We start from the raw sequence: 19,518 nt of genomic DNA on the forward strand, positions 1-19,518 counted from the left end.
CGATGAACGAGCAACTCCTCCACCTCCGGAACGCCCATCTGATCGACCCGAAAAACGGCCTGGATGCCTGCCTCGATCTGTTCATCGTCGATGGACGCATTGCCGCGATCGGACAGCCGCCGACAGGCTTCGCTGCGGAACGTCAGATCGACGCCAAAGGGCTGATTGCCTGCCCCGGCCTGGTCGATCTATCCACCCGCCTAGGCGGCATCGAAACCGAACTTGCCGCAGCGGTCGCCGGTGGCGTGACCTCACTCGCCTGCCCGCCCGACACCAAGCCGCCGCTCGATGAACCGGGACTCGTCGAGCGCCTCGTCCGGCGCAGCGAAACGCTTGGCCTGGCGCGGGTCTATCCGATCGGTGCGCTGACTCAGCAACTGGCGGGCGAGAAGCTCGCCGAAATGAACAGCCTGACGCGCGCTGGCTGTATCGGCTTCTCACAGGCCAAGCATCCGATCGTCGACACGCAGTTGCTGCTGCGTGCCATGCAGTACGCCGCCACTTTCGGCTACAAGGTGCGCCTGCGGCCACAGGACCAGTTTCTCGCACGCGAAGGAGTGGCCCACGATGGCGAGGTCGCGTCCAGGCTGGGGCTGACCGGCATCCCGGTGTCTGCGGAAACCGTCGCCATCGCCACGGCACTGCAACTGGCAGCGCAAACCAATGTTCGCCTGCATCTTTCGCGGCTGTCGTCGGCCGCCGGCGTCGCCCTGATCCGTACCGCGAGACATGCCGGCATGCCGGTCTCCTGCGACGTCTCGATCCATCACCTGCATCTGTCGGAAATGGACATCGGCTACTTCGACAGCAATGCACGCTTTGACCCGCCATTACGCGCGTCAAGCGACCGTGACGCGCTGCGCGTCGCCGTCCGGGACGGACTGGCGGCGATCTGTTCGGACCACACGCCGGTCGACGCGGATGGTAAGCAACTGCCGTTTGCCGAAGCACTGCCCGGGGCTAGCGGACTCGAGCTCCTGCTGCCGCTGACACTGCTCTGGGCAAAACAGGCGAAGCTGCCGCTGGTGCTGGCGCTGGCCCGCATCACCTGTGATCCGGCCGCCATTCTCGGTATCGAGGCCGGCTCGCTGGCCATCGGCAGTGCGGCCGACATTTGCCTCTTCGACCCCGACGAGTCCTGGCGTGTCACCCCGGAAGCGCTGCGCAGCCAGGGGAAGAACACGCCCTTCCTGGGTTACGAAGTGAGCGGCCGGACACGCATGACGCTGGTCGGCGGGCGTATCGTTTTCGAGGCCTGATGCGATTCAATTCAGCGCCTCGGCCTGATACGCGCTGCAGGAAGCGGGCGATGACCATGAAGTGCTTCCGCACGGATCGTGAGAACATCACATCGGCGAGGCCATCTTAACACCAGCCTCCCGCAAAGCTGCCTCGCCAAATTCGGCAAACAGCGCCAGGGTCTTTTCTGCTTCTTCGGGGTCGAGCCGGGTCAGCGCGTAGCCAACGTGTACGATGACGTAGTCACCGACTGCGACGTCTTCGACGAGCGCCAGCGAAATCTCCTTGCTCACTCCGGCAATGTCGATCAGCGCCTGGTCATCGGGTCGCAGTTCGACGATCCGGCAGGGCAGGGCAAGACACATGCTCTACTCCTCTAACGGTCATGACTTTTCCAGGCACCCCCGATCATGAAAGTCATGACCGTTTCCCTCTCCCCCCGACCCCTCCCCCGCGAGGGGGAGGGAGATTCGTGAGTCGCATACGCGCCTTTCACATTAACGACCCAGCAGATGCTGCAGGGCGATCCACGCCTGACCGACCGACAGTCCGCCATCGTTGGGCGGTACCTGGCGCGCTTCAACGAGTTTTATCCCTTGCGCGCCGAGGCGAGCGCGCAGGCCACGCACGAAGACCTGGTTGAGGAAACAGCCGCCGCTGCCGACCACCGTCTTTTCGTCAGGCGCCAGGACTCGCACCCAGTCGGCGATGGCCGCGGCCAGCGTGGCGTGGAACAGCGCGGCGCCACGCTCGGCGCTCTTCTCATCCGCCAGCGCCGCCAGCAGCGGCAACAGGTCGAGGCGGCCCCGTTCGATCCGCCAACCCTGATCGAGCGGCAGAATGTCGCCGTAACACTGCGCCAGGCCTTCCATGAACATCGCCGCCTGCCCTTCGTAGGCCATCACCGACCGGATGCCGAGCAAGCCGGCGGCGGCATCGAAAATCCGGCCCATGCTCGTCGTCAGCGGACAATGGATGTCGCCGGCCAGCATCTGCGCGACGGCCGGTGCGGCCTGCTGACCGACAAAACGTTCGCCGATTTCGCTGTTGCGACCGAGTTGGTGCAGCACCGCCGCCGCCATCCGCCACGGCTCGTTGGCCGCGCGGTCACCACCCGGCAGCGCGAGTGGCGAGAGATGGCCGAGACGCTCGAAGCGGGCGCCGTCGACGCGCAACAATTCGCCGCCCCAAGCCGCGCCATCGGTACCCAGGCCGACGCCATCGAGCGACAGCGCCAGGTTCGCGCCTTGCATGCCGTGTTCGGCGAGCACTGCCGCCGCATGCGCATGATGGTGCTGGATGCCCAACAGCGGCAGGCGACGCTGCATGGCGAAATCGGCGGCAAAACGCGTCGAGTGGAAATCCGGGTGCAGGTCGTGCGCCACGATCGCCGGTTCGACGCCCAGCAGTTTCAGCAACTGCGCGACGCTTTCCTCGAGGAAATCGCAAACGGCGGCATTGTCGAGGTCGCCGATATGCTGCGAAACGAAGGCTTCATCGCCGCGAGTCACACAGACGGTGTTCTTGAACCAGGCGCCGACTGCCAGTACCGAGGGACCAGAGACCGGCAACTTGATCGCGCGTGGCGTGTAGCCGCGTGCGCGACGGATGAATTGCAGACCGCCGGTGGTGATCCTCGCGACGCTGTCGTCACAACGTGTGACGATGTCGCGGTCGTGCATCAGAAAAGCATCGGCGATCCCGTAGAGACGCAGCAGGGCTTCGCCGTTGCCGATCACCAGCGGTTCGCCACCGGGGTTGGCACTGGTCATCACCAGCGCGAGGTCCTGTGATCGTTCCAGCCAGCCGACACCCGCTGGACGTTTTGCCGCTTCGTGGAAGAGCAGAAACTGCACCGGCGTGTATGGCAGCATGACGCCAAGCCAGGCAAGGCCTGGGGCGACACCGGGCAGCGCCTCGTCACAACTGCCGCGTTTGCGGAGCAGGATCGCCGGGCGTGTAGGCAGGGCCATCAGACCCGGTTCGCCGACGCCGATCTGGACGAGCGGAGCGGCCGAAGCGGCATTCGCCAGCATCACCACAAAGGGCTTCTCGTCACGTTGCTTGCGCTCACGCAGCAAAGCGACGGCGACCGCGTTGCGCGCGTCGCAGGCCAGATGGAAACCGCCCAGGCCCTTGATGGCGAGAATCTTTCCCTGCAGCAGCAGGGTCAGGGCCGTGCTGATCGGGTCATCGGGCAGGCGGTGTCCCTCGCCGTCGAGCAGGAACATCTGTGGTCCGCACTTCGGACAGCAATTGGCCTCGGCATGAAAACGCCGGTCCTCGGGCCGCCGGTACTCACACTGACAACGGTGACACATCGCAAAAGGTTTGAGGCTGGTGCGTACGCGGTCGTAGGGCAGGCCGCGGCTGATGGTGTAGCGTGGTCCGCAATTGGTGCAATTGGTGAAGGCATAACGCCAGCGCGCGCTGCCGGGGTCGAACATCTCGGTCAGGCACTCGCGACAGACCGCCGTGTCGTGTCCGATCATCGTCGCGGCCCGGCCACTGCGGCTGTCGATGATCACGAAATCTTTGCCGATGCGTGCCGGTGCCGTATCGCGGGCGGTCACCGAGTTGACCCGGGCCAGCGGCGGCGCGTCCTGCTCCAGTCGATCGACGAGACTCTGCACCTGTGCGGCCGCGCCGCGAACCTCGATCTCGACACCGCGTGAATCGTTGCGGACCCAGCCCACAAGACCCAGTTCCCTGGCCAGCCGCCAGACAAAGGGGCGGAAACCGACGCCCTGAACGACACCGCTGACGCGGATGTTCTGGCAAACGATGGGCTCGGACATCTCAGCCTCCTGCAGCCAGCCGTGCTTCGAGTTCGGCGATACGGCGCTGCAGCGATGCCATCGTCACCCGTTTCTGCTGCCGGCGTGCGCTGCAGCCGGCCCGCAGCCAGGCCAGCCACTGCTCCAAGCCCTCCCCCGTCGTCGCCGACAAAGGGATCACCTGCAATGCCGGATTGACCTGCCGGGCATAAGCGATCGCCAGATCGCTATCGAAGGAAACGTAGGGCAGCAGATCGATCTTGTTGAGCAGCATCAGTGAGGCCGCATGAAATAGGTTCGGATATTTGAGCGGTTTATCTTCGCCTTCGGTGACCGACAGGATCACGACCTTGCAGGCTTCACCCAGATCGAAAGCCGCCGGACAGACGAGATTGCCGACATTCTCGATCAACAGCAGCGAATCGTCGGCTGGAGCCAGTTCGTGCAAGGCATGGCCGACCATATGGGCGTCGAGATGGCAGCCTTTGCCGGTATTGATCTGCAGCGCGGCAACGCCGGTGGCACGGATGCGTTCAGCGTCGCGACTGGTCTGCTGGTCGCCCTCGATGACGGCGATCGGCAGTTGTTCCTGAAGTGCCTCGATGGTGCGGCAGAGCAGGCTGGTTTTTCCCGAGCCGGGGCTGGATACCAGATTGAGCGCGAATATCCCCTGCTCGTCGAAGCGCCGGCGGTTTTCGGCGGCATAGCCATCGTTCCTGGCGAGAATGTCGCGTTCGATCTGTATCAGCCGCGACGGCGTCGTTGCCGGCGCCTGCGCCGCTGCCGAGGCGTGCGCATGGCCGTGCACATGCATGTGGGAAGCTGCGTGCTCATGGTCATGCGCATGAACATGCCGCCGGCCATCGGCGTGGGAATGGGCCTGCCCATGCCGAGCGCCAGCGGCGCTGTAGCTCATCCCGGCAGGAAGCTGCTCGGCGCCCTCGCGAAGCGGCGGTGAAGCGTGTGCCGGGTGGGCTGCTTGTGTATTCTCGGGCTCGGACAAAGCCTTGCCATCGACATGGATCTCGCCGGTGCCACAACCGCAAGTGGTACACATCTTTGCTGTCTCCTCATTGTTATTCGACTTCCAGTTCCTTCACCCGCATCTCGGTACCCCCGGTTGCTTGAACCGGATGCCCGCCGCAGGCTGGACAGGGGTCGTACAGTGCCGCAAGTGGCACCGTCATATTACAATTAAAGCATAAACCTTGGCCGGGCACCTCGATTACCTCCAGGGTGGCGCCTTCGGCCAGCGTCCCGCGGCTGACCGCAGCAAAGCAGAAGCGCATCGCTTCGGCTTCCACAGCAGCCAGCGCACCGATTTCGAGTTGCACCAGGCGGACGCGCTGAAACGACTGTGCGCGCGCAGCGTCCTCGACGATCTGCAACACACTCATGGCCAGTGACATTTCATGCATCGACGATCCTGATTTCGAAGGGAACGCACGGATCGAGTGACAGGGCCAGGCAAGTAGCCCGGATCCGCGCATCGTCACGGGTCTGTGCCGGACAGCCAGACATCTCGCGGACAAAAGCGCCTTGCGGATGAAAATTCCATTCGGTCGGCGCGATGATCCGATAGCGCTCGACGCAGTCAGCAGCGATCTCGATGCGGTGCAGCAAGGTACCCCGCGCAGTTTCGACGCGCGCCAGACCGCAACCGACCGCGATGGCCGTGGCATCGACAAGGGCCGACAGGCGCGACGGTTCGACGAGACCTGCCGTCAGCCAGCGCAGTTCGAGCAGGCGCGCTGCCAGGCGGGCCTGGACGCGCTGGCCACCGGCAAGCAGGAGGGCCACCCCGGGTTCGCCGGCGTGTCGAGCCAGAACCCCGGTCTCCACGGCCTGGCCGGCAAAGGTCGGCTGCGTGGCGAAATCCTCATGATCGATCAGCGCTGCCCACTCGGCGGCAGAGAGTTGTGGCAGCAGCGCGACCGCGGCGGCGGCCACCCGATCGGCAAACGGCGGCGCTTCCAGCTCGTTTAGCCAGTTCGAGAGATCGACACCGAGTGCCGCAGCCGCAGCGGCATCGACGACCGCCTGCAGGCGCTTGCGCCAGGCGCCGAACTCCTGGATCCGGTTGGCTCGATAGGGTTTCTGCAGCAGTGGCGGCCAGACCATCAACAAATGGTACAGGTGTTCGACGATCGCCTCGATGGCAACCGCCAAAGTCGGATCACGGGCGTCATCGACCGCGGCCCGCTCACCGCGCGCCGCCTGCACGCACAAGCGCGCAGCAGCATCCTGAGCATTGCGGCAGAGACTGAAAACGCGCGGAATGATCTCGGAAACTCGCGCCACCGGCAGCCCACGCAGGGCTCCGGCGAGCATGGGCCGGGTGGAAACGATCTCGGCCGAGACGATTTCTTTGCCGTCCCACGCCAGTGTCAACTGCAGAACACCCTGTTCCACTGCCACGCTCCCGGAAGAACCCAGTGAACAATACCCAAAGCCACTGAATCGATTTTGATTTTCATCAATCCGGGGCTAAACTCCCGCCTTCACAATATGCCCTCGCCGGTCTTGACCACTTCCCGGATCACCCTCTGCATGCTCGAAGCTTCAAATCTGGAATGCGTACGCGGCGAACGTCGCCTCTTCGCCGGCGTCAGCTTTCGGCTCGCAGGCGGCGAGATGCTTTATTTACAGGGAAAGAACGGTTCGGGAAAAACCAGCCTGCTGCGCATGCTGTGCGGTCTGACGCCAGCGGCCAGCGGCGACATTCACTGGCGCGGCCAGCCGATCGGCAAGCTCGGCGACGAGTTCCGCAGCGAACTGTGCTACCTCGGCCATCAGAACGCGATCAAGGAGGAACTGACGCCGCTGGAGAATATCCGGTCGTCGGCCACACTGGCGCAGGAAACGCTCGACGAGGACGCGGCGCTCGATGCCCTCGAACAGCTCGGACTGCGCAGCCGCGCCGACCTCGCCTGCCGCTACCTTTCACAAGGGCAGAAGCGCCGCGCCGCGCTCGCCCGTCTGGTACATGAAAGGCGCGCGCTGTGGGTGCTCGATGAACCTTATGTGGCGCTCGACGCGGCCGCGATCGAACTGGTCGCCGGCCTGATCGGTGCGCATCTGCAGCGCGGCGGTCTGGCTGTCCTGACCACCCACCAGGCGGTTGCCGTACCGGCCGCTGCGCTGCGCGAGTTGTGGCTCGGCGCCGATGACACAGCACAATAGCGGTTGTCCTTGATGCTACAATCGATCCGCGCCGTCATCGGTCGCGACCTGCGGCTGGCAATGCGAAGGCAGGCCGACATCGTCGCGGCGATGTTTTTTTTCATCATCGTCGTCAGTCTGTTCCCGCTTGGCGTCGGACCCGAAGCGGAGCAACTGCGCCGGCTTGCGCCAGGCGTGTTGTGGGTCGCCGCACTGCTGGCGACGATGCTCTCGCTGCCGCGCCTGTTTGCCGACGATCACCGCGACGGCACGCTTGAACAACTGGCGCTGGCACCGCAGCCTCTGGCGCTGATCGTGCTCGGCAAGGTCGTCGCGCACTGGCTGGTGGCCGGCCTGCCACTGGTCCTGCTGGCACCGCTGCTGGGTATTCAGTTCGACCTGGCCGGCGACGCGCTGGCAGTGCTGACCCTGTCGCTGCTGATCGGCACCCCGGCCCTGTCCGGGATCGGGGCGATCGGCGCAGCGCTGACGCTCGGCGTGCGCGGCGGCGGCGTGCTGCTGTCTTTGCTGGTCCTGCCGCTGTATATCCCGGTGCTGATCTTCGGTGCCGGGGCAGTGGATGCGACGCTGAGCGGACTCGGACCGCAGGCCCATTTGTCGCTGCTTGGCGCGCTCGCGCTGGGCGGCGTGTTTTTTGCGCCGTGGCCGACTGCCGCGGCCCTGAGAGTAGCCCTGGAATAGATGAGTAAGCGCGTAATCAACTGGTTCAGATACGCCAGCCCACAGACTTTTTACCCGCTCGCTGGCAAGCTGATTCCCTGGTTCTGGACGCTCGCTGCGATCTTCGGCGTGCTCGGGCTGATGATCGGCTTTCTGCTGGCGCCGACCGACGCGCAGCAGGGCGAAGGGTATCGAATCATCTTCCTGCATGTCCCGGCGTCGTGGATGTCGATGTTCATCTATCTGGTGATGGCTTTCTGGGCTGCCATCGGGCTGGCTTTCAACTTCCGCCTGTCCGGGATGATGGCCTCGGCACTGGCGCCGACCGGCGCCCTTTTTGCCTTCCTCTCGCTATGGACCGGCGCACTGTGGGGGAAGCCGATGTGGGGCACCTGGTGGGTCTGGGATGCGCGCCTGACTTCCGAACTGATCCTGCTCTTCCTCTATATCGGTTTCATCGCCCTGCAGGCCTCGATCGACGATCCCCGCCGCGCCGACAAGGCCGGCGCGATCCTCGCGCTGGTCGGCGTGGTCAATATTCCGATCATCTATTTTTCGGTCAAGTGGTGGAACACCCTGCATCAGGGGGCTTCGGTCAGCCTGAGCAGAGCACCCAGCATGGCCACGCTGATGCTCTGGGGCATGCTGCTGTGCGCCCTGGCATGCTGGATGTACAGCATTGCCATCGCCCTGATGCGCGTCCGCATCATCATGCTCGAGCGCGAGCGGCACACCGACTGGGTGCGCGAGTTGCTCGCCGAGCAGGAGTAGAAGAATGCTCAACATACACTGGAACAGTCTCGCCGACTTTCTGGCAATGGGCAACCATGGCGTCTACGTCTGGGGATCTCTGGCAGTGATGGCGCTGCTGATGCTGGCGGAACCGATCCTGCTGCTGCAGGGTCGGAAGAAACTCGTCTCTCGTCTCAAGCGCCAGTACCGTGCCGAGCGAACCGAAGCCCGGCGCAGCAGCGCCAGTCCCCGCAGGAGTCCGGATTGAAACCACGTCACAAACGCATGGCTCTGATCGTTGGCGGTCTGGCGATTCTCGCCCTGGTCGCAACGCTGGTGCTCAATGCCTTCCAGAGCAATCTGGTGTTCTTCTTTTCCCCCTCGCAGGTGGCCGCCGGCGAAGCGCCCAGGGGCAAGAGCTTCCGTATCGGCGGCATGGTCAAGGAGGGATCGCTGCAGCGCCAGCCCGACGGCGTGACCCTGCGCTTCGTCGTCACCGACACCGACCAGGACATGACCGTCGCCTACAAGGGCATCCTGCCGGATCTTTTCCGCGAGGGAAAGGGCGTCGTCGCGCAGGGCAAGCTCGCCGAGGATGGCGTCTTTGCAGCCACCGAGGTGCTCGCCAAGCACGACGAGAACTACATGCCGCCGGAAGCCGCCAAGGCCGTCAGCGATGCCCACGAACGCGCGGCAACCAACAAGGCAGCGGCGGAAGCCACCGCCAGGACCCTCAAACCGTAGGACGACAAGACCATGATCCCGGAAATCGGCCACTTCGCCCTCATCCTCGCGCTCTGCGTCGCCCTGACGCAGGGAACGCTGCCGCTGCTCGGTGCCCACCTCAACCGCCAGCCATGGATGGCCCTGGCCCGCCCGGCGGCGATCGCGCAGGCACTGCTGCTGGTGACGGCTTTCGCCTGCCTGAGCAGCGCTTTCGTCGACAACGATTTTTCGGTGCTCTATGTCGCACAGCACTCGAACACGCTGCTGCCGCTGCAGTACCGTGTCGCGGCCGTCTGGGGCGGGCACGAAGGTTCGCTGCTGCTGTGGATGCTGATGCTGGTGCTGTGGTCGCTGGCCGTGGCGCTGCTGTCGAAGCCGTTGCCCATGCCCATGGTGGCGCGTGTGCTCGGCGTTCTCGGCCTGGTCAGCGCCGGTTTCCTGTGCTTCATCCTGCTCACCTCGAACCCCTTCGAGCGCCTGCTGCCGGCTGCCGAAGAGGGGCGCGACCTCAACCCGCTGCTGCAGGACCCCGGCCTGATCATTCACCCGCCGATGCTGTACATGGGCTACGTCGGTTTCTCGGTGGCTTTTGCCTTCGCCATCGCCGCCCTGCTCTCGGGTCAGCTCGACGCTGCCTGGGCACGCTGGTCGCGGCCCTGGACCACGGCGGCATGGATTTTTCTGACGCTCGGGATCGCTCTCGGGTCGTGGTGGGCGTACTACGAACTCGGCTGGGGCGGCTGGTGGTTCTGGGATCCGGTGGAAAACGCTTCCTTCATGCCCTGGCTGGTCGGCACGGCGCTGATGCACTCGCTGGCGGTGACCGAGAAACGCGGCAGTTTCAAGAACTGGACGGTACTGCTGGCGATCTCGGCGTTCTCGCTGTCGCTGCTCGGAACCTTCCTGGTCCGTTCCGGCGTACTGACTTCGGTGCATGCGTTCGCCACCGACCCGACCCGCGGCATCTTCATCCTCGCCTTCCTGGGAACGGTCATCGGCAGTTCGCTGGCACTGTTCGCCTGGCGGGCGCCGAAGGTTGGTCTCGGCGGACGCTTCGGCCTGCTCTCGCGCGAATCGCTGCTGCTTACCAACAACGTGCTGCTGGTCGTCGCCTGCGCCTCGGTCCTGCTCGGCACGCTCTACCCGCTCCTGATCGATGCCCTCGGCGCCGGCAAGCTCTCGGTCGGTCCGCCCTACTTCGACGCGGTATTCGTGCCGCTGATGCTGCCGGCGCTGTTCCTGATCGGCGTTGCGCCCTTTGCGCGCTGGAAGCATGCCAGCGTCGGCGAACTCGCGCGCACGCTGCGCTGGGCTTTTCTCGCGGCGGCCCTGGTCGGCTGCGGCGCCCCCTTCCTTTTTGGCGAATGGAAGCCGCTGGTCGCCCTGAGCCTGCTGCTGTCGGCATGGATCGTTCTTTGCGCCCTGCTCAATGGTGTCGAACGCGTGCAGGCGACGCGTGCCGGCCGCTCTTTCCTGGCCACCGCACTGCGGCAGCCGCGCAGCTTCTTCGGCATGCATCTGGCGCATCTCGGCATTGCCGTCTTCGTCGTCGGCGTCACCCTGGTTGGCGCCTATCAGTCCGAGAAGGATGTCAAAATGGAGGTCGGGGACAGCGTCGGCGTCGGCGGCTACCGCTTTCTCTTCAACGGCGTTCGCCAGCAGCAGGGACCGAACTACCGCGCGCTGGTCGGCGACATCGACCTCTTCAAGGACGGCGTGGCGGTGCGCAAGATGTTCCCGGAGAAGCGTTTCTACGTCGCGTCATCGATGCCGATGACCGAAGCGGCGATCGATACCGGCTTCCTGCGCGACGTCTATGTCTCGCTCGGTGAGCCGATCGACAAGGCCAGGCCGGATGCCGCCTGGGCGGTGCGCGTCTACCACAAGCCCTTCGTCGACTGGATCTGGGGCGGTTGCGTGCTGATGAGCATCGGCGGACTGCTGGCCATCAGCGACCGCCGCTACCGTGTCCAGGCGCGCGCCGGCGCGCACGCCGCTGCGGCCGCCGCCGCGGTGCTCGCCCAGAAAGCGTAGGGAACGGACCATGAACCGATTTCTCTGGCCGCTGATCGGCTTCGTCGTACTCGTCGCGCTGCTCGCCGTCGGCCTCCGGCTCAACCCGCGCGACCTGCCTTCGCCGCTGCTTGGCAAGCCGGCCCCGCAGTTTTCGCTGTCGCGCCTAGACGCGCCCGCGCAGTCGTTCTCGCCGCAGGAGATGCTCGGCAAGGTCTGGCTGCTCAATGTCTGGGCATCGTGGTGCGTATCGTGCCGGCAGGAACATCCACTGCTGGTCGAACTGGCGAAGCGCCAGACAGTACCGCTGATCGGCCTCAATTACAAGGAAGTGCGCGGCGACGGCGGCATCGATATCGACCAGTTGCCCCCCGGCAGCGAACGGAAAATGGCCATTGAACGCGCCTCCGACTGGCTCGCCAAGCACGGCAATCCGTACACGCTGTCGGTGCTCGACATGGATGGCCGTGCCGGCATCGACTACGGCGTCTATGGCGTACCGGAAACCTACGTCATCGACCGGGCAGGAATCATCCGCATGAAGCACACTGGCCCGATCACCCCCGAGGTCTTCTCCGGCAGGATCCTGCCGCTGCTTTCGGAACTGTCGAAATGAGACCCTTCCTGATGCTTCTGCTGCTCGCCGTGTTCAACCTGCACATGCCCCCCCCTGCACGCTGGCGAAGCCCGGCCGCTCGCCGCAGACGAGCTGACCGAAAAGCGCCTGATCGCGATTTCTTCCGAATTGCGCTGCCTGGTCTGCCAGAATGAGTCGCTCGCCGGCTCGCATGCCGAACTCGCCAACGACCTGCGCCGCGAAATTCGCACGCTGATCCAGGACGGCAGGAGCGACGCCGAAATCATGGAATTCATGGTCAGCCGCTACGGCGACTTCGTCCGCTATCGGCCTCCATTGAAGGGAACGACGCTGCTGCTGTGGTTCGGCCCGGGCCTGCTGTTCATCGCTGGCCTGACGGCATTGCTGCTCTACTTGCGCCGACGCGACCGGGCGATCAGCGACCATCCTCTGAGCGCCGACGAGCAAGGCCGCGCTGAAGCGCTGCTGCACGAACAGGATTCACGGCAAGGACAAGCATGACCGCCTTCCTCATCGCCGCGGCCCTGCTGGTCGTCGCCGTCATCGCCCTCCTCTTGCCACCGCTGCTGCGCACGCCACGGTTTTCGGGCAACACCGGCCAGAGCGAAGCGAACCTGGCGATATTCCGTGACCAGCTTGCCGAACTCGAACGCGAGCGCCGCGATGGTTCTCTCGCCGAGGCCGATTTCGCCCAGGCGAAAAGCGAACTGCAACGCCGTCTGCTCGAAGAAGTGTCCACGCCGGCCGCGCCGGTGACCGCCGACGGCGGCAGTCGCAAGACCGCGCTGGCCTTGCTGGTGCTCATCCCGCTCGCTGCTGCTGCCGGCTATGCGCTGCTCGGCGAGCCGCGCGCGCTCGACCCGCTGCAGCGGCAGGCGCGCATCGCTCCCGAACAGATCGAGGCCATGCTCAACGGCCTCGTCGACAAGCTGCGGAAGAACCCCGACGACCACCAGGGATGGGTGATGCTGGCCCGGTCGTACAAGGTGCTCGAACGTTTCCCGGAAGCAACGAAGGCCTATGAACGCGCCGCTCCCCTGGTCGACCAGGACCCGGCCCTGCTCGCCGACTACGCCGATGTCCTCGCGCAGACCCAGGGCGGCAGCCTGCAGGGCAGGCCGAGCGAACTGATCGAACGTGCCCTCCGGATCAACCCCAGGGAACCGCAAGCGCTGCTGCTGGCTGGCGCTGCGGCCACCGACCGCCAGCAGTTCGCAGCCGCCGCCGAGTACTGGTCGCGCCTCCTGGAACTGGTCGAACCCGGCTCCGAGGAAGCCAATGCCCTCACCGCCGCGATCGGCAAGGCGCGCGAGTTCGCCGCCACCCAGGCCAGCGGCACCGCAAAACCCGGCGCCAGCGCCGGCGTAGTCAGTGGCGAGGTGACGCTGAGCGGCAAGCTCGCCGGCATGGTCCAGCCCGGCGACGTGCTGTTCGTCTTTGCGCGCGCCGAGGAAGGACCGCGCATGCCGCTCGCCGCCAAACGCGCCAGCGTTGCCGACCTGCCGCTGCGCTTCCAGTTCGACGATTCGATGGCACTCGCCGGCGGCAAGAAGATTTCGGATTTCGCCACGATCCGCATCGAAGCGCGGGTCGCCAGGGCGGGCCAGGCGCAGAGTTCGAGCGGCGACCTCTTCGGCACCCTCAGCGGCGTCAAGCCCGGCAGCCGGAATCTGCGCGTGCTGATCGACCAGGTGCAACCGTGAGCAGTTCTTCCGATCAGAGCCATCCCCTTCGATTGCTCACGGACACGCCCACTTGAACCGCTCGCAAGCCAATCTGTTGCTGCTCGCCGTCGCCGTCATCTGGGGTTCGGCGTTTGTCGCCCAGGCAGAGGGAATGTTGGGGGTCGGGCCTCTGACCTTCACCGGCATTCGCTTCCTGCTCGGGGCCAGCATCGTTCTGCCGCTGGCCTGGCGCGAATGGCGATTGCTGTCGGTGCGCGGCGCTCGACCGCAGGCCGGCGATGTCCTCGGTGTCAGTGCCCTCGGCGTGTTGCTGATGCTCGGCGCGGTGCTGCAGCAGATCGGCATCACCAGCACCACGGTGACCAACGCCGGCTTTCTCACCGCCCTCTACGTGCCGCTGGTGCCGCTGCTGGCGTGGCTGATTCTCAGGACCCGCCCGCACTGGTCGGTCTGGCCGACATCGCTCGGCTGCCTGGCCGGGACCTGGCTGCTATCCGGCGCGCAGGGGATCGATCCGGTGGTCGGGGACCTATGGGTGATTGCCAGCAGCGTCTTCTGGGCCTTGCATGTGCTTTTTGTCGGACGCGTCGCCGAGCGCATCGCCGCTCCTTTCCTGGTTGCCTGCGGGCAGTTCCTGATCTGCGGAGTGATCAGCCTGCTTGCCGCTGGCCTGAGCGAGACGATCACCCTGAGCGGGATTCGCCAGGCAGGGCTGCCGATCGTCTATGCCGGCGTGATTTCAGTGGCCATCGGTTTCACCGCACAGGTGGTCGGGCAGCGCTATTCACAGCCGGCCGACGCGGCGATCATCCTCTCGGCGGAAACCGTTTTCGCGGCGCTGTTCGGTTTCCTGCTCATGGGAGATCGCCTCAACGCCAGCGGTATGGCGGGCTGCGCGCTGATTCTGGTGTGCATCGTCGTCGTCCAGATCGCGCCACTGACTCCCGCTGGGCAATTTGTGCGTCGCTGACGCGACTTTCGCATTAATAGCCGTGCCGAACCTGCGACAGGAAGGCCTTGGCACGATCGTGGTCGGGATTCGAAAAAAAGCTGTCGGGGGTGGTGTCTTCGAGAATCACGCCTTCGTCGAAGAAGATGATCCGATCGGCGACTTCGCGCGCGAAGCCCATCTCGTGGGTGACGACCAGCATGGTAATGCCGCTATAAGCCAGTTCGCGCATCACGGCGAGAACCTCGTTGACCATTTCCGGGTCGAGCGCCGAGGTCGGCTCGTCAAACAGCAGGACCTTGGGGTCCATCGCCAGGGCACGCGCAATCGCCACCCGTTGCTGCTGGCCGCCGGAGAGCTGGACCGGGTACTTGCTGGCCTGGGTCTTCAGACCAACCCGTTCGAGCAGGTTCATCGCCTTGGCCTCGGCGGCTGCCCTGGGCATCTTGCGGACGCGCATCGGCGCCAGCGCGACGTTGCGCAGGATCGTCAGATGCGAGAACAGATTGAAACTCTGGAAAACCATTCCTACCTCGCGGCGAATGGCATCGAGATTCTTCAGATTGTCGTTGAGAACGATGCCATCGATGATGATCTCGCCGGAATCATGCGTTTCGAGGCGATTCAGCGTGCGCAGGAAAGTCGACTTCCCCGAACCGGACGGCCCGACAATGGCCGTGACCTGCCCCTCGTAGAAGGTCGCCGAAACGTCCTTGAGCGCATGGAAGGCACCGAATCGCTTGTCGACCTTGCGCGTTTCGATGATTGGTCGGAGTGTGGCCTCGCTGTTCATGTCATCGCCCTTGCTAACGCTTCTGGCCAACATCGAGCTGCGCTTCGAGCGCCGCCGTGAGCGTCGTAAACGCGGTGGTCAGGATCAGGTAAATGGCGGCAATGGTGATGAACACCGGGATCGGCTGATAGCTCTCGGCCTGGATCCGGTAGCCGACCATGGTCAGTTCGACGACGCTGATCGCGTAAGCCAGCGACGAATCCTTGACCAGCGACGCCAGGTTGTTGGCCAGCGCCGGCAGCGCGACGCGCATGCTCTGCGGCAACACCACGTCCATGAAGGTCTGAAAGGGCGTCAGGCCGAGTGCCCGCGCGGCTTCGACCTGGCCATGCGGCACCGCGAGAATGCCGGCGCGGACGCATTCGGTGTTGTACGCCCCGATGTTCAGCGACAGGGCAATCGCGGCACAGGCAAAGTCGGACAGCTCGACGCCCTCCGGCATGATCTCCGGAAACGCCAGCCAGACGAACAGAATCTGCAACAGCAAAGGCGTACCGCGGATCAGCCAGACATAGCTGTCGCACAGCCAGCGCAGTGGCCAGAAACGGGATAGCTTGCCGAGTCCGGCGAGGACACCGATCACGACCCCGGCGACGCCGGCGATCAACGTCAGGCCGACGGTGATTCTGGCCCCGTCTGCGAATTGCTGCGCCGCCGGGCCGATCGGCGCCGGTGCCGCGGCGAGCGGCAGCGCCATCCCCCAGAGAAAAACGAGCAGCCCGATCATCGCGGCGAACATCGCCCAGCCCGGATATTTCCTGGTCCAGTTCATCAGTTCATCAGTTCATGTGGACTGGTTTTCAGGAACGGCAGGAAATGTCTTCCTTGAAATACTTCTCGGACAGCGCCTTGTAGGTGCCGTCCTTCATCACCTCGACCAGCGCCTGATTGAGTTTGTCTGCGAGTTCCTTGTTGTTCTTGCGCAGGATCATCGAGACACGCTCGACAAACACCATTTCGCCAGCCGTAATGCCGGCGTCGGGATTCTTGTCGAGAGTCGCTTTGACCGTGAACTTGTCGGAAATCCAGGCATCGACCTTCTTGGCGCGCAGCGCGGAGAACGCTTCAGGGTCGCCCTTGTAGGTCTTGACGTTCTTGAGCCCCTTGATCTTCCTGGCGGCATCGGCGTAGGTGGTGGCGAGTTGCACGCCGACGGTCTTGCCATTGAGCGATGCCACGGTCAGTGGGCCATCCTTGGCCGCGGCGATCTGTCCGCCGGTACAGTAATGCGGATTGGCGAAATCGACCGACTTGGCACGCTCTTCGGTATACCCGTGCGAGGCAATCGCAAAATCGAAACGATCCTGCTTGAGTGCCGCCAACTGCGCATCGAAGGCGACCACCTTCCATTCGAGTTTCAAGCCGAGCTTCTTGGCGATGGCTTCGGCCAGATCCACTTCAAAACCGGTCAGCTTGGGGCCGTCGTAATAATTGAAGGGCTGGAAACCGCCTTCAGTGGCCGCAAGGATGGTCCCGGAACTCTTGATCACCTCCCATTCGCGGGCCTGTGAAGGACCGCCGAGCATCAGCGAGAGCGGAATGACGACACTCAATAACCTGGCTAAGAAACGCATGACATCTCCTGTTGATAAAGTCAAAGTTCGTGGAACAAGGGATTGCCGTCACGCCATGACCCGTACTACCCTGGCCAAGTTGGCGAAAAAGCAGTGAAGAGTACAACAAACAGGGTCGATGAGGCGCAAGAATCACAATGCCGGCAGCACGCGCAAAGCAGCGGCTGGCGGCATTCCGGCAAGCGCGGCGCCAGGTGACGTCTAACGGTCATGACTTTTCCAGGCCCCCCCGATCATGAAAGTCATGACCGTTTCCCTCTCCCCCGACCCCTCCCCCGCGAGGGGGGGAGGGAGATTCGTGAGTCGCATACGCGACTTTCACATTAACGGTCATGACTTTTCCAGGCACCCCCGATCATGACATGAAAGTCATGCGTGCGTCGCTGACGCGACATCCACATTGATGGACGCTACCGCGATCGTTCTGTCGGCCAGACTGGCCTTGCTGACCTTGCTGCTGCTGCTGCCTCCAGCGATTCTTGCCGCCCACTGGCTGGCGGTGACCCCGCGCAAGAGCAAGGCCTGGATCGAGGGCCTGCTGGCACTGCCGCTGGTACTGCCGCCGACGGTGATCGGCTACTACCTGCTGGTGGCGATGGGCAGCCAATCGCCACCGGGACGCTGGTTCGAGGCGCTCGCCGGCCATCCCCTGGCCTTCAGTTTCAGCGGGCTGGTGGTGGCTTCGGTGATCTTCAACATTCCCTTTGCCGTGCAGCCGATCCAGCGCGCCTTCGAAGCCATTGCGCCGGACATCCGCGAAGCCGCGCAATGTTGCGGACTGACTTTCTGGCAGGCTTTCCGCAGGATAGAACTGCCGTTGGCCTGGCCCGGCATTCTCTCGGCATCGGTGATGACCTTTGCCCACACCCTCGGCGAATTCGGCGTGGTGCTGATGGTAGGCGGCAACATCCCCGGTGAAACCCGAACCGTCGCGATCTCGATCTACGACAAGGTGCAATCCTTCGACCACGCTTCGGCGGGAGCGATGTCGCTGTTGCTCCTGCTGATTTCGCTGCTCACCATCTCGGTCAGCTACGGACTGGCCGGACGCCTGTCCAGGCGGCGCCGCGCGACGTGACCCTCAGCGTGCAACTGCGCCACGGCAGTCCACCCCTCGATTTTGCCGCCGAGATTCCCGACGGCTGCATCACGGCTCTGGTGGGCCCTTCCGGCAGCGGCAAGACCTCGATCCTGCGCGCCATTGCCGGCCTGTTGTCCGTCAGGCAGGCACGCGTGGCGCTGGGGATGGAGGTCTGGGCCGAAGGAGAAAAGCACCGACCGACGCGCGAACGGTCGATCGGCTTCGTTTCCCAGCATTACGGTCTGTTTCCGCACCTGACGGTACAGGGAAATGTCGAGACTGCACTCCTCCATCTGCCGGTCGGCGCCCGTCGGGAACGAGCGTGGCATTGCCTTGCCCTCGCCCATATCGAAGGTCTCGACCAGCGCTATCCCGACGAGCTTTCCGGTGGCCAGAAGCAGCGCGTGGCACTGGCGCGGGCGATTGCCCGCCAGCCGCAGGTGCTGCTGCTCGACGAGCCCTTCTCCGCCGTTGATCGCAGTACGCGCAAGCGCCTCTATATGGAATTGCTGCGCCTGCATGAGCAACTCGGTGCGACGGTGCTGCTGGTGACCCATGATCTCGACGAAGCCGCTCAACTGGCCTCGCACCTGATCCTCCTACGGCATGGGCGACTGGTGCAAGCCGGTGCCACTTCCGAGGTGTTGACGCGCCCTGCGACCGAGGAAGCAGCACGCCTCCTCGACATCCCCAATATCTTCACTGCCCGGGTGGACAATGCAGCCAGTGGGCGCAGGCTGTTGCTGCGTTGGGGACCACATGCCCTGCGTGTCACCGGCCCGCTGCCGGTGGGCATCAACAGCGATCTGCGCTGGGCCGTCTTGCCGAACAACGTGCTGCTCGTCCGCCCGGACAAGCCCTGGGGCAGTCACCTCGAGAACCCGCTGCAGGTCGTGATCGAGGAAGTCATCGAAATGGGCGCCGAAGCCATCGTCCGGCTGCAAGCGCAAGGCCTGCCGGAGGCGCGCCTGCAGATGCGCCTGCCGGTCCGCGCCGTCCATCGCTACGGGGTTGCGGTCGGCCGGGAAGTGACGGTTTCGCTGCGGGCAGGCGACATCGTGCCGCTGCGCCCAGGGCCGGCATCCGAACAGATGAACGATGCATCGAGCGCCCCCCGGTCTAACGGTCATGACTTTTTCAGGCACTCCCGATCATGAAAGTCATGACCGTTTCCCTCTCCCCCGCCCCCTTGTATGCTTCGTTTTGTGGTTTTTCGTTCGTTCAAGAGAGGAGATGAAGTCATGGCTGGAAGGGTGTCAAGAGGACCGTGGAATAAATGCGAGAGAGGTATTTTTCTCTTGCGTTTATGCCGCGAAAGCCTCTTGACATCCTGTAAGCCAAGTACACTTGAGGCAGGGGCTGGGGAGGGGTTGATCATCCCCGGCCGCTGCCTCACGGCGAGTGCGGGGTTTGGGGCAGAGCCCCAAGGTTTAGGTCGTAGAGTGCCACGGAGGTGTGGTGGAAACGAGTTCGGAAGGCGACGCACAGCCCGACGCCCCTCTGGGACA

Annotated in this window: 21 protein-coding genes; 13 read left to right on the forward strand and 8 right to left on the reverse strand. The window is 64.3% G+C overall.

Annotated features, from left to right (window positions below; translation table 11 throughout):
• The first annotated feature begins 2 nt into the window (after positions 1–2).
• Complete coding sequence (locus E4Q08_RS07420; protein WP_169069891.1) at positions 3–1,259, forward strand: dihydroorotase; 1,257 nt, start codon at positions 3–5, stop codon at positions 1,257–1,259.
• An 87-nt stretch (positions 1,260–1,346) separates the two neighbouring features.
• Here E4Q08_RS07420 and E4Q08_RS07425 read toward each other — a convergent pair whose 3' ends face one another.
• The 5 genes from E4Q08_RS07425 to E4Q08_RS07445 form a co-directional block, all read right to left on the reverse strand.
• Positions 1,347–1,604, reverse strand: coding sequence for a HypC/HybG/HupF family hydrogenase formation chaperone (locus tag E4Q08_RS07425; protein ID WP_034920180.1), 258 nt, complete (start codon positions 1,602–1,604; stop codon positions 1,347–1,349).
• Between the two features lie 132 nt (positions 1,605–1,736).
• Positions 1,737–4,037, reverse strand: coding sequence for a carbamoyltransferase HypF (gene hypF / locus E4Q08_RS07430; RefSeq protein WP_169069892.1), 2,301 nt, complete (start codon positions 4,035–4,037; stop codon positions 1,737–1,739).
• A gap of 1 nt (position 4,038) precedes the next feature.
• On the reverse strand, positions 4,039–5,073 hold the full coding sequence (gene hypB, locus E4Q08_RS07435) for a hydrogenase nickel incorporation protein HypB (protein WP_034920176.1): 1,035 nt from the start codon (positions 5,071–5,073) through the stop codon (positions 4,039–4,041).
• Between the two features lie 19 nt (positions 5,074–5,092).
• Positions 5,093–5,434, reverse strand: a complete 342-nt coding sequence (gene hypA / locus E4Q08_RS07440) for a hydrogenase maturation nickel metallochaperone HypA (RefSeq protein WP_034920174.1) — start codon at positions 5,432–5,434, stop codon at positions 5,093–5,095.
• Positions 5,427–6,428: a nickel-dependent hydrogenase large subunit gene (locus tag E4Q08_RS07445; RefSeq protein WP_169069893.1), complete on the reverse strand. Its 1,002-nt coding sequence runs from the start codon at positions 6,426–6,428 to the stop codon at positions 5,427–5,429. Before E4Q08_RS07445 ends, hypA begins: the two co-directional genes overlap by 8 nt.
• A 138-nt stretch (positions 6,429–6,566) precedes the next feature.
• Between E4Q08_RS07445 and ccmA the strand changes: the two genes are divergently transcribed.
• The 10 genes from ccmA (at position 6,567) to E4Q08_RS07495 (ending at position 14,583) form a co-directional block, all read left to right on the forward strand.
• Entirely contained in the window at positions 6,567–7,199 is a 633-nt protein-coding gene (gene ccmA, locus E4Q08_RS07450) for a cytochrome c biogenesis heme-transporting ATPase CcmA (RefSeq protein WP_169069894.1), read from the forward strand.
• A gap of 12 nt (positions 7,200–7,211) precedes the next feature.
• Complete coding sequence (ccmB, locus tag E4Q08_RS07455) at positions 7,212–7,880, forward strand: heme exporter protein CcmB (protein WP_034919750.1); 669 nt, start codon at positions 7,212–7,214, stop codon at positions 7,878–7,880.
• On the forward strand, positions 7,881–8,630 hold the full coding sequence (ccmC, locus tag E4Q08_RS07460) for a heme ABC transporter permease CcmC (RefSeq protein ID WP_169069895.1): 750 nt from the start codon (positions 7,881–7,883) through the stop codon (positions 8,628–8,630).
• A gap of 4 nt (positions 8,631–8,634) precedes the next feature.
• The gene (gene ccmD / locus E4Q08_RS07465) at positions 8,635–8,859 is read left to right on the forward strand and encodes a heme exporter protein CcmD (RefSeq protein WP_211203345.1); all 225 of its coding nucleotides are present in this window, start codon (positions 8,635–8,637) and stop codon (positions 8,857–8,859) included.
• Positions 8,856–9,335 (forward strand): cytochrome c maturation protein CcmE, encoded by a 480-nt coding sequence (gene ccmE, locus E4Q08_RS07470; RefSeq protein WP_169069896.1) that lies wholly within the window; start codon positions 8,856–8,858, stop codon positions 9,333–9,335. Before ccmD ends, ccmE begins: the two co-directional genes overlap by 4 nt.
• Positions 9,336–9,347: 12 nt before the next feature.
• Entirely contained in the window at positions 9,348–11,351 is a 2,004-nt protein-coding gene (locus E4Q08_RS07475; RefSeq protein ID WP_169069897.1) for a heme lyase CcmF/NrfE family subunit, read from the forward strand.
• 10 nt (positions 11,352–11,361) lie between these two features.
• On the forward strand, positions 11,362–11,946 hold the full coding sequence (locus E4Q08_RS07480; RefSeq protein WP_169069898.1) for a DsbE family thiol:disulfide interchange protein: 585 nt from the start codon (positions 11,362–11,364) through the stop codon (positions 11,944–11,946).
• A 93-nt stretch (positions 11,947–12,039) separates the two neighbouring features.
• Entirely contained in the window at positions 12,040–12,429 is a 390-nt protein-coding gene (locus E4Q08_RS07485; RefSeq protein ID WP_372703559.1) for a cytochrome c-type biogenesis protein, read from the forward strand.
• Positions 12,426–13,631, forward strand: coding sequence for a c-type cytochrome biogenesis protein CcmI (gene ccmI, locus E4Q08_RS07490; protein WP_169069899.1), 1,206 nt, complete (start codon positions 12,426–12,428; stop codon positions 13,629–13,631). Before E4Q08_RS07485 ends, ccmI begins: the two co-directional genes overlap by 4 nt.
• 52 nt (positions 13,632–13,683) lie before the next feature.
• Positions 13,684–14,583 carry a DMT family transporter gene (locus E4Q08_RS07495; RefSeq protein WP_169069900.1) on the forward strand — a complete coding sequence of 300 codons (900 nt, stop codon included), beginning with the start codon at positions 13,684–13,686 and terminating at the stop codon, positions 14,581–14,583.
• A 13-nt stretch (positions 14,584–14,596) separates the two neighbouring features.
• Here E4Q08_RS07495 and E4Q08_RS07500 read toward each other — a convergent pair whose 3' ends face one another.
• From E4Q08_RS07500 to E4Q08_RS07510, 3 genes are read right to left on the reverse strand one after another with little or no spacing between them, the layout of a single operon-like run.
• Positions 14,597–15,355 (reverse strand): amino acid ABC transporter ATP-binding protein, encoded by a 759-nt coding sequence (locus tag E4Q08_RS07500; RefSeq protein WP_211203346.1) that lies wholly within the window; start codon positions 15,353–15,355, stop codon positions 14,597–14,599.
• 13 nt (positions 15,356–15,368) lie between these two features.
• On the reverse strand, positions 15,369–16,127 hold the full coding sequence (locus E4Q08_RS07505) for an amino acid ABC transporter permease (protein WP_169069901.1): 759 nt from the start codon (positions 16,125–16,127) through the stop codon (positions 15,369–15,371).
• A gap of 28 nt (positions 16,128–16,155) precedes the next feature.
• Positions 16,156–16,929, reverse strand: coding sequence for an ABC transporter substrate-binding protein (locus tag E4Q08_RS07510; protein WP_169069902.1), 774 nt, complete (start codon positions 16,927–16,929; stop codon positions 16,156–16,158).
• Between the two features lie 403 nt (positions 16,930–17,332).
• Here E4Q08_RS07510 and modB point away from each other — a divergent pair, with 403 nt between their 5' ends.
• The gene (gene modB / locus E4Q08_RS07515; protein WP_169069903.1) at positions 17,333–18,007 is read left to right on the forward strand and encodes a molybdate ABC transporter permease subunit; all 675 of its coding nucleotides are present in this window, start codon (positions 17,333–17,335) and stop codon (positions 18,005–18,007) included.
• Entirely contained in the window at positions 18,004–19,167 is a 1,164-nt protein-coding gene (locus E4Q08_RS07520; protein ID WP_169069904.1) for a sulfate/molybdate ABC transporter ATP-binding protein, read from the forward strand. The genes modB and E4Q08_RS07520 overlap by 4 nt, the downstream gene beginning before the upstream one ends.
• Positions 19,168–19,518: the final 351 nt, after the last annotated feature.

Source organism: Candidatus Accumulibacter contiguus, from assembly GCF_012940005.1.
Classification (GTDB): Bacteria; Pseudomonadota; Gammaproteobacteria; order Burkholderiales; family Rhodocyclaceae; genus Accumulibacter; species Accumulibacter contiguus.

Excerpts from the sequence above, each read along its gene's own strand:
- E4Q08_RS07420 (WP_169069891.1), top strand. The coding sequence starts at position 3 with ATGAACGAGCAACTCCTCCACCTCCGGAACGCCCATCTGATCGACCCG.
- E4Q08_RS07425 (WP_034920180.1), bottom strand. The coding sequence starts at position 1,604 with ATGTGTCTTGCCCTGCCCTGCCGGATCGTCGAACTGCGACCCGATGAC.
- hypF (WP_169069892.1), bottom strand. The coding sequence starts at position 4,037 with ATGTCCGAGCCCATCGTTTGCCAGAACATCCGCGTCAGCGGTGTCGTT.
- hypB (WP_034920176.1), bottom strand. The coding sequence starts at position 5,073 with ATGTGTACCACTTGCGGTTGTGGCACCGGCGAGATCCATGTCGATGGC.
- hypA (WP_034920174.1), bottom strand. The coding sequence starts at position 5,434 with ATGCATGAAATGTCACTGGCCATGAGTGTGTTGCAGATCGTCGAGGAC.
- ccmA (WP_169069894.1), top strand. The coding sequence starts at position 6,567 with ATGCTCGAAGCTTCAAATCTGGAATGCGTACGCGGCGAACGTCGCCTC.
- ccmB (WP_034919750.1), top strand. The coding sequence starts at position 7,212 with ATGCTACAATCGATCCGCGCCGTCATCGGTCGCGACCTGCGGCTGGCA.
- ccmC (WP_169069895.1), top strand. The coding sequence starts at position 7,881 with ATGAGTAAGCGCGTAATCAACTGGTTCAGATACGCCAGCCCACAGACT.
- ccmD (WP_211203345.1), top strand. The coding sequence starts at position 8,635 with ATGCTCAACATACACTGGAACAGTCTCGCCGACTTTCTGGCAATGGGC.
- E4Q08_RS07475 (WP_169069897.1), top strand. The coding sequence starts at position 9,348 with ATGATCCCGGAAATCGGCCACTTCGCCCTCATCCTCGCGCTCTGCGTC.
- E4Q08_RS07480 (WP_169069898.1), top strand. The coding sequence starts at position 11,362 with ATGAACCGATTTCTCTGGCCGCTGATCGGCTTCGTCGTACTCGTCGCG.
- ccmI (WP_169069899.1), top strand. The coding sequence starts at position 12,426 with ATGACCGCCTTCCTCATCGCCGCGGCCCTGCTGGTCGTCGCCGTCATC.
- E4Q08_RS07500 (WP_211203346.1), bottom strand. The coding sequence starts at position 15,355 with ATGAACAGCGAGGCCACACTCCGACCAATCATCGAAACGCGCAAGGTC.
- E4Q08_RS07505 (WP_169069901.1), bottom strand. The coding sequence starts at position 16,127 with ATGAACTGGACCAGGAAATATCCGGGCTGGGCGATGTTCGCCGCGATG.
- E4Q08_RS07510 (WP_169069902.1), bottom strand. The coding sequence starts at position 16,929 with ATGCGTTTCTTAGCCAGGTTATTGAGTGTCGTCATTCCGCTCTCGCTG.
- modB (WP_169069903.1), top strand. The coding sequence starts at position 17,333 with ATGGACGCTACCGCGATCGTTCTGTCGGCCAGACTGGCCTTGCTGACC.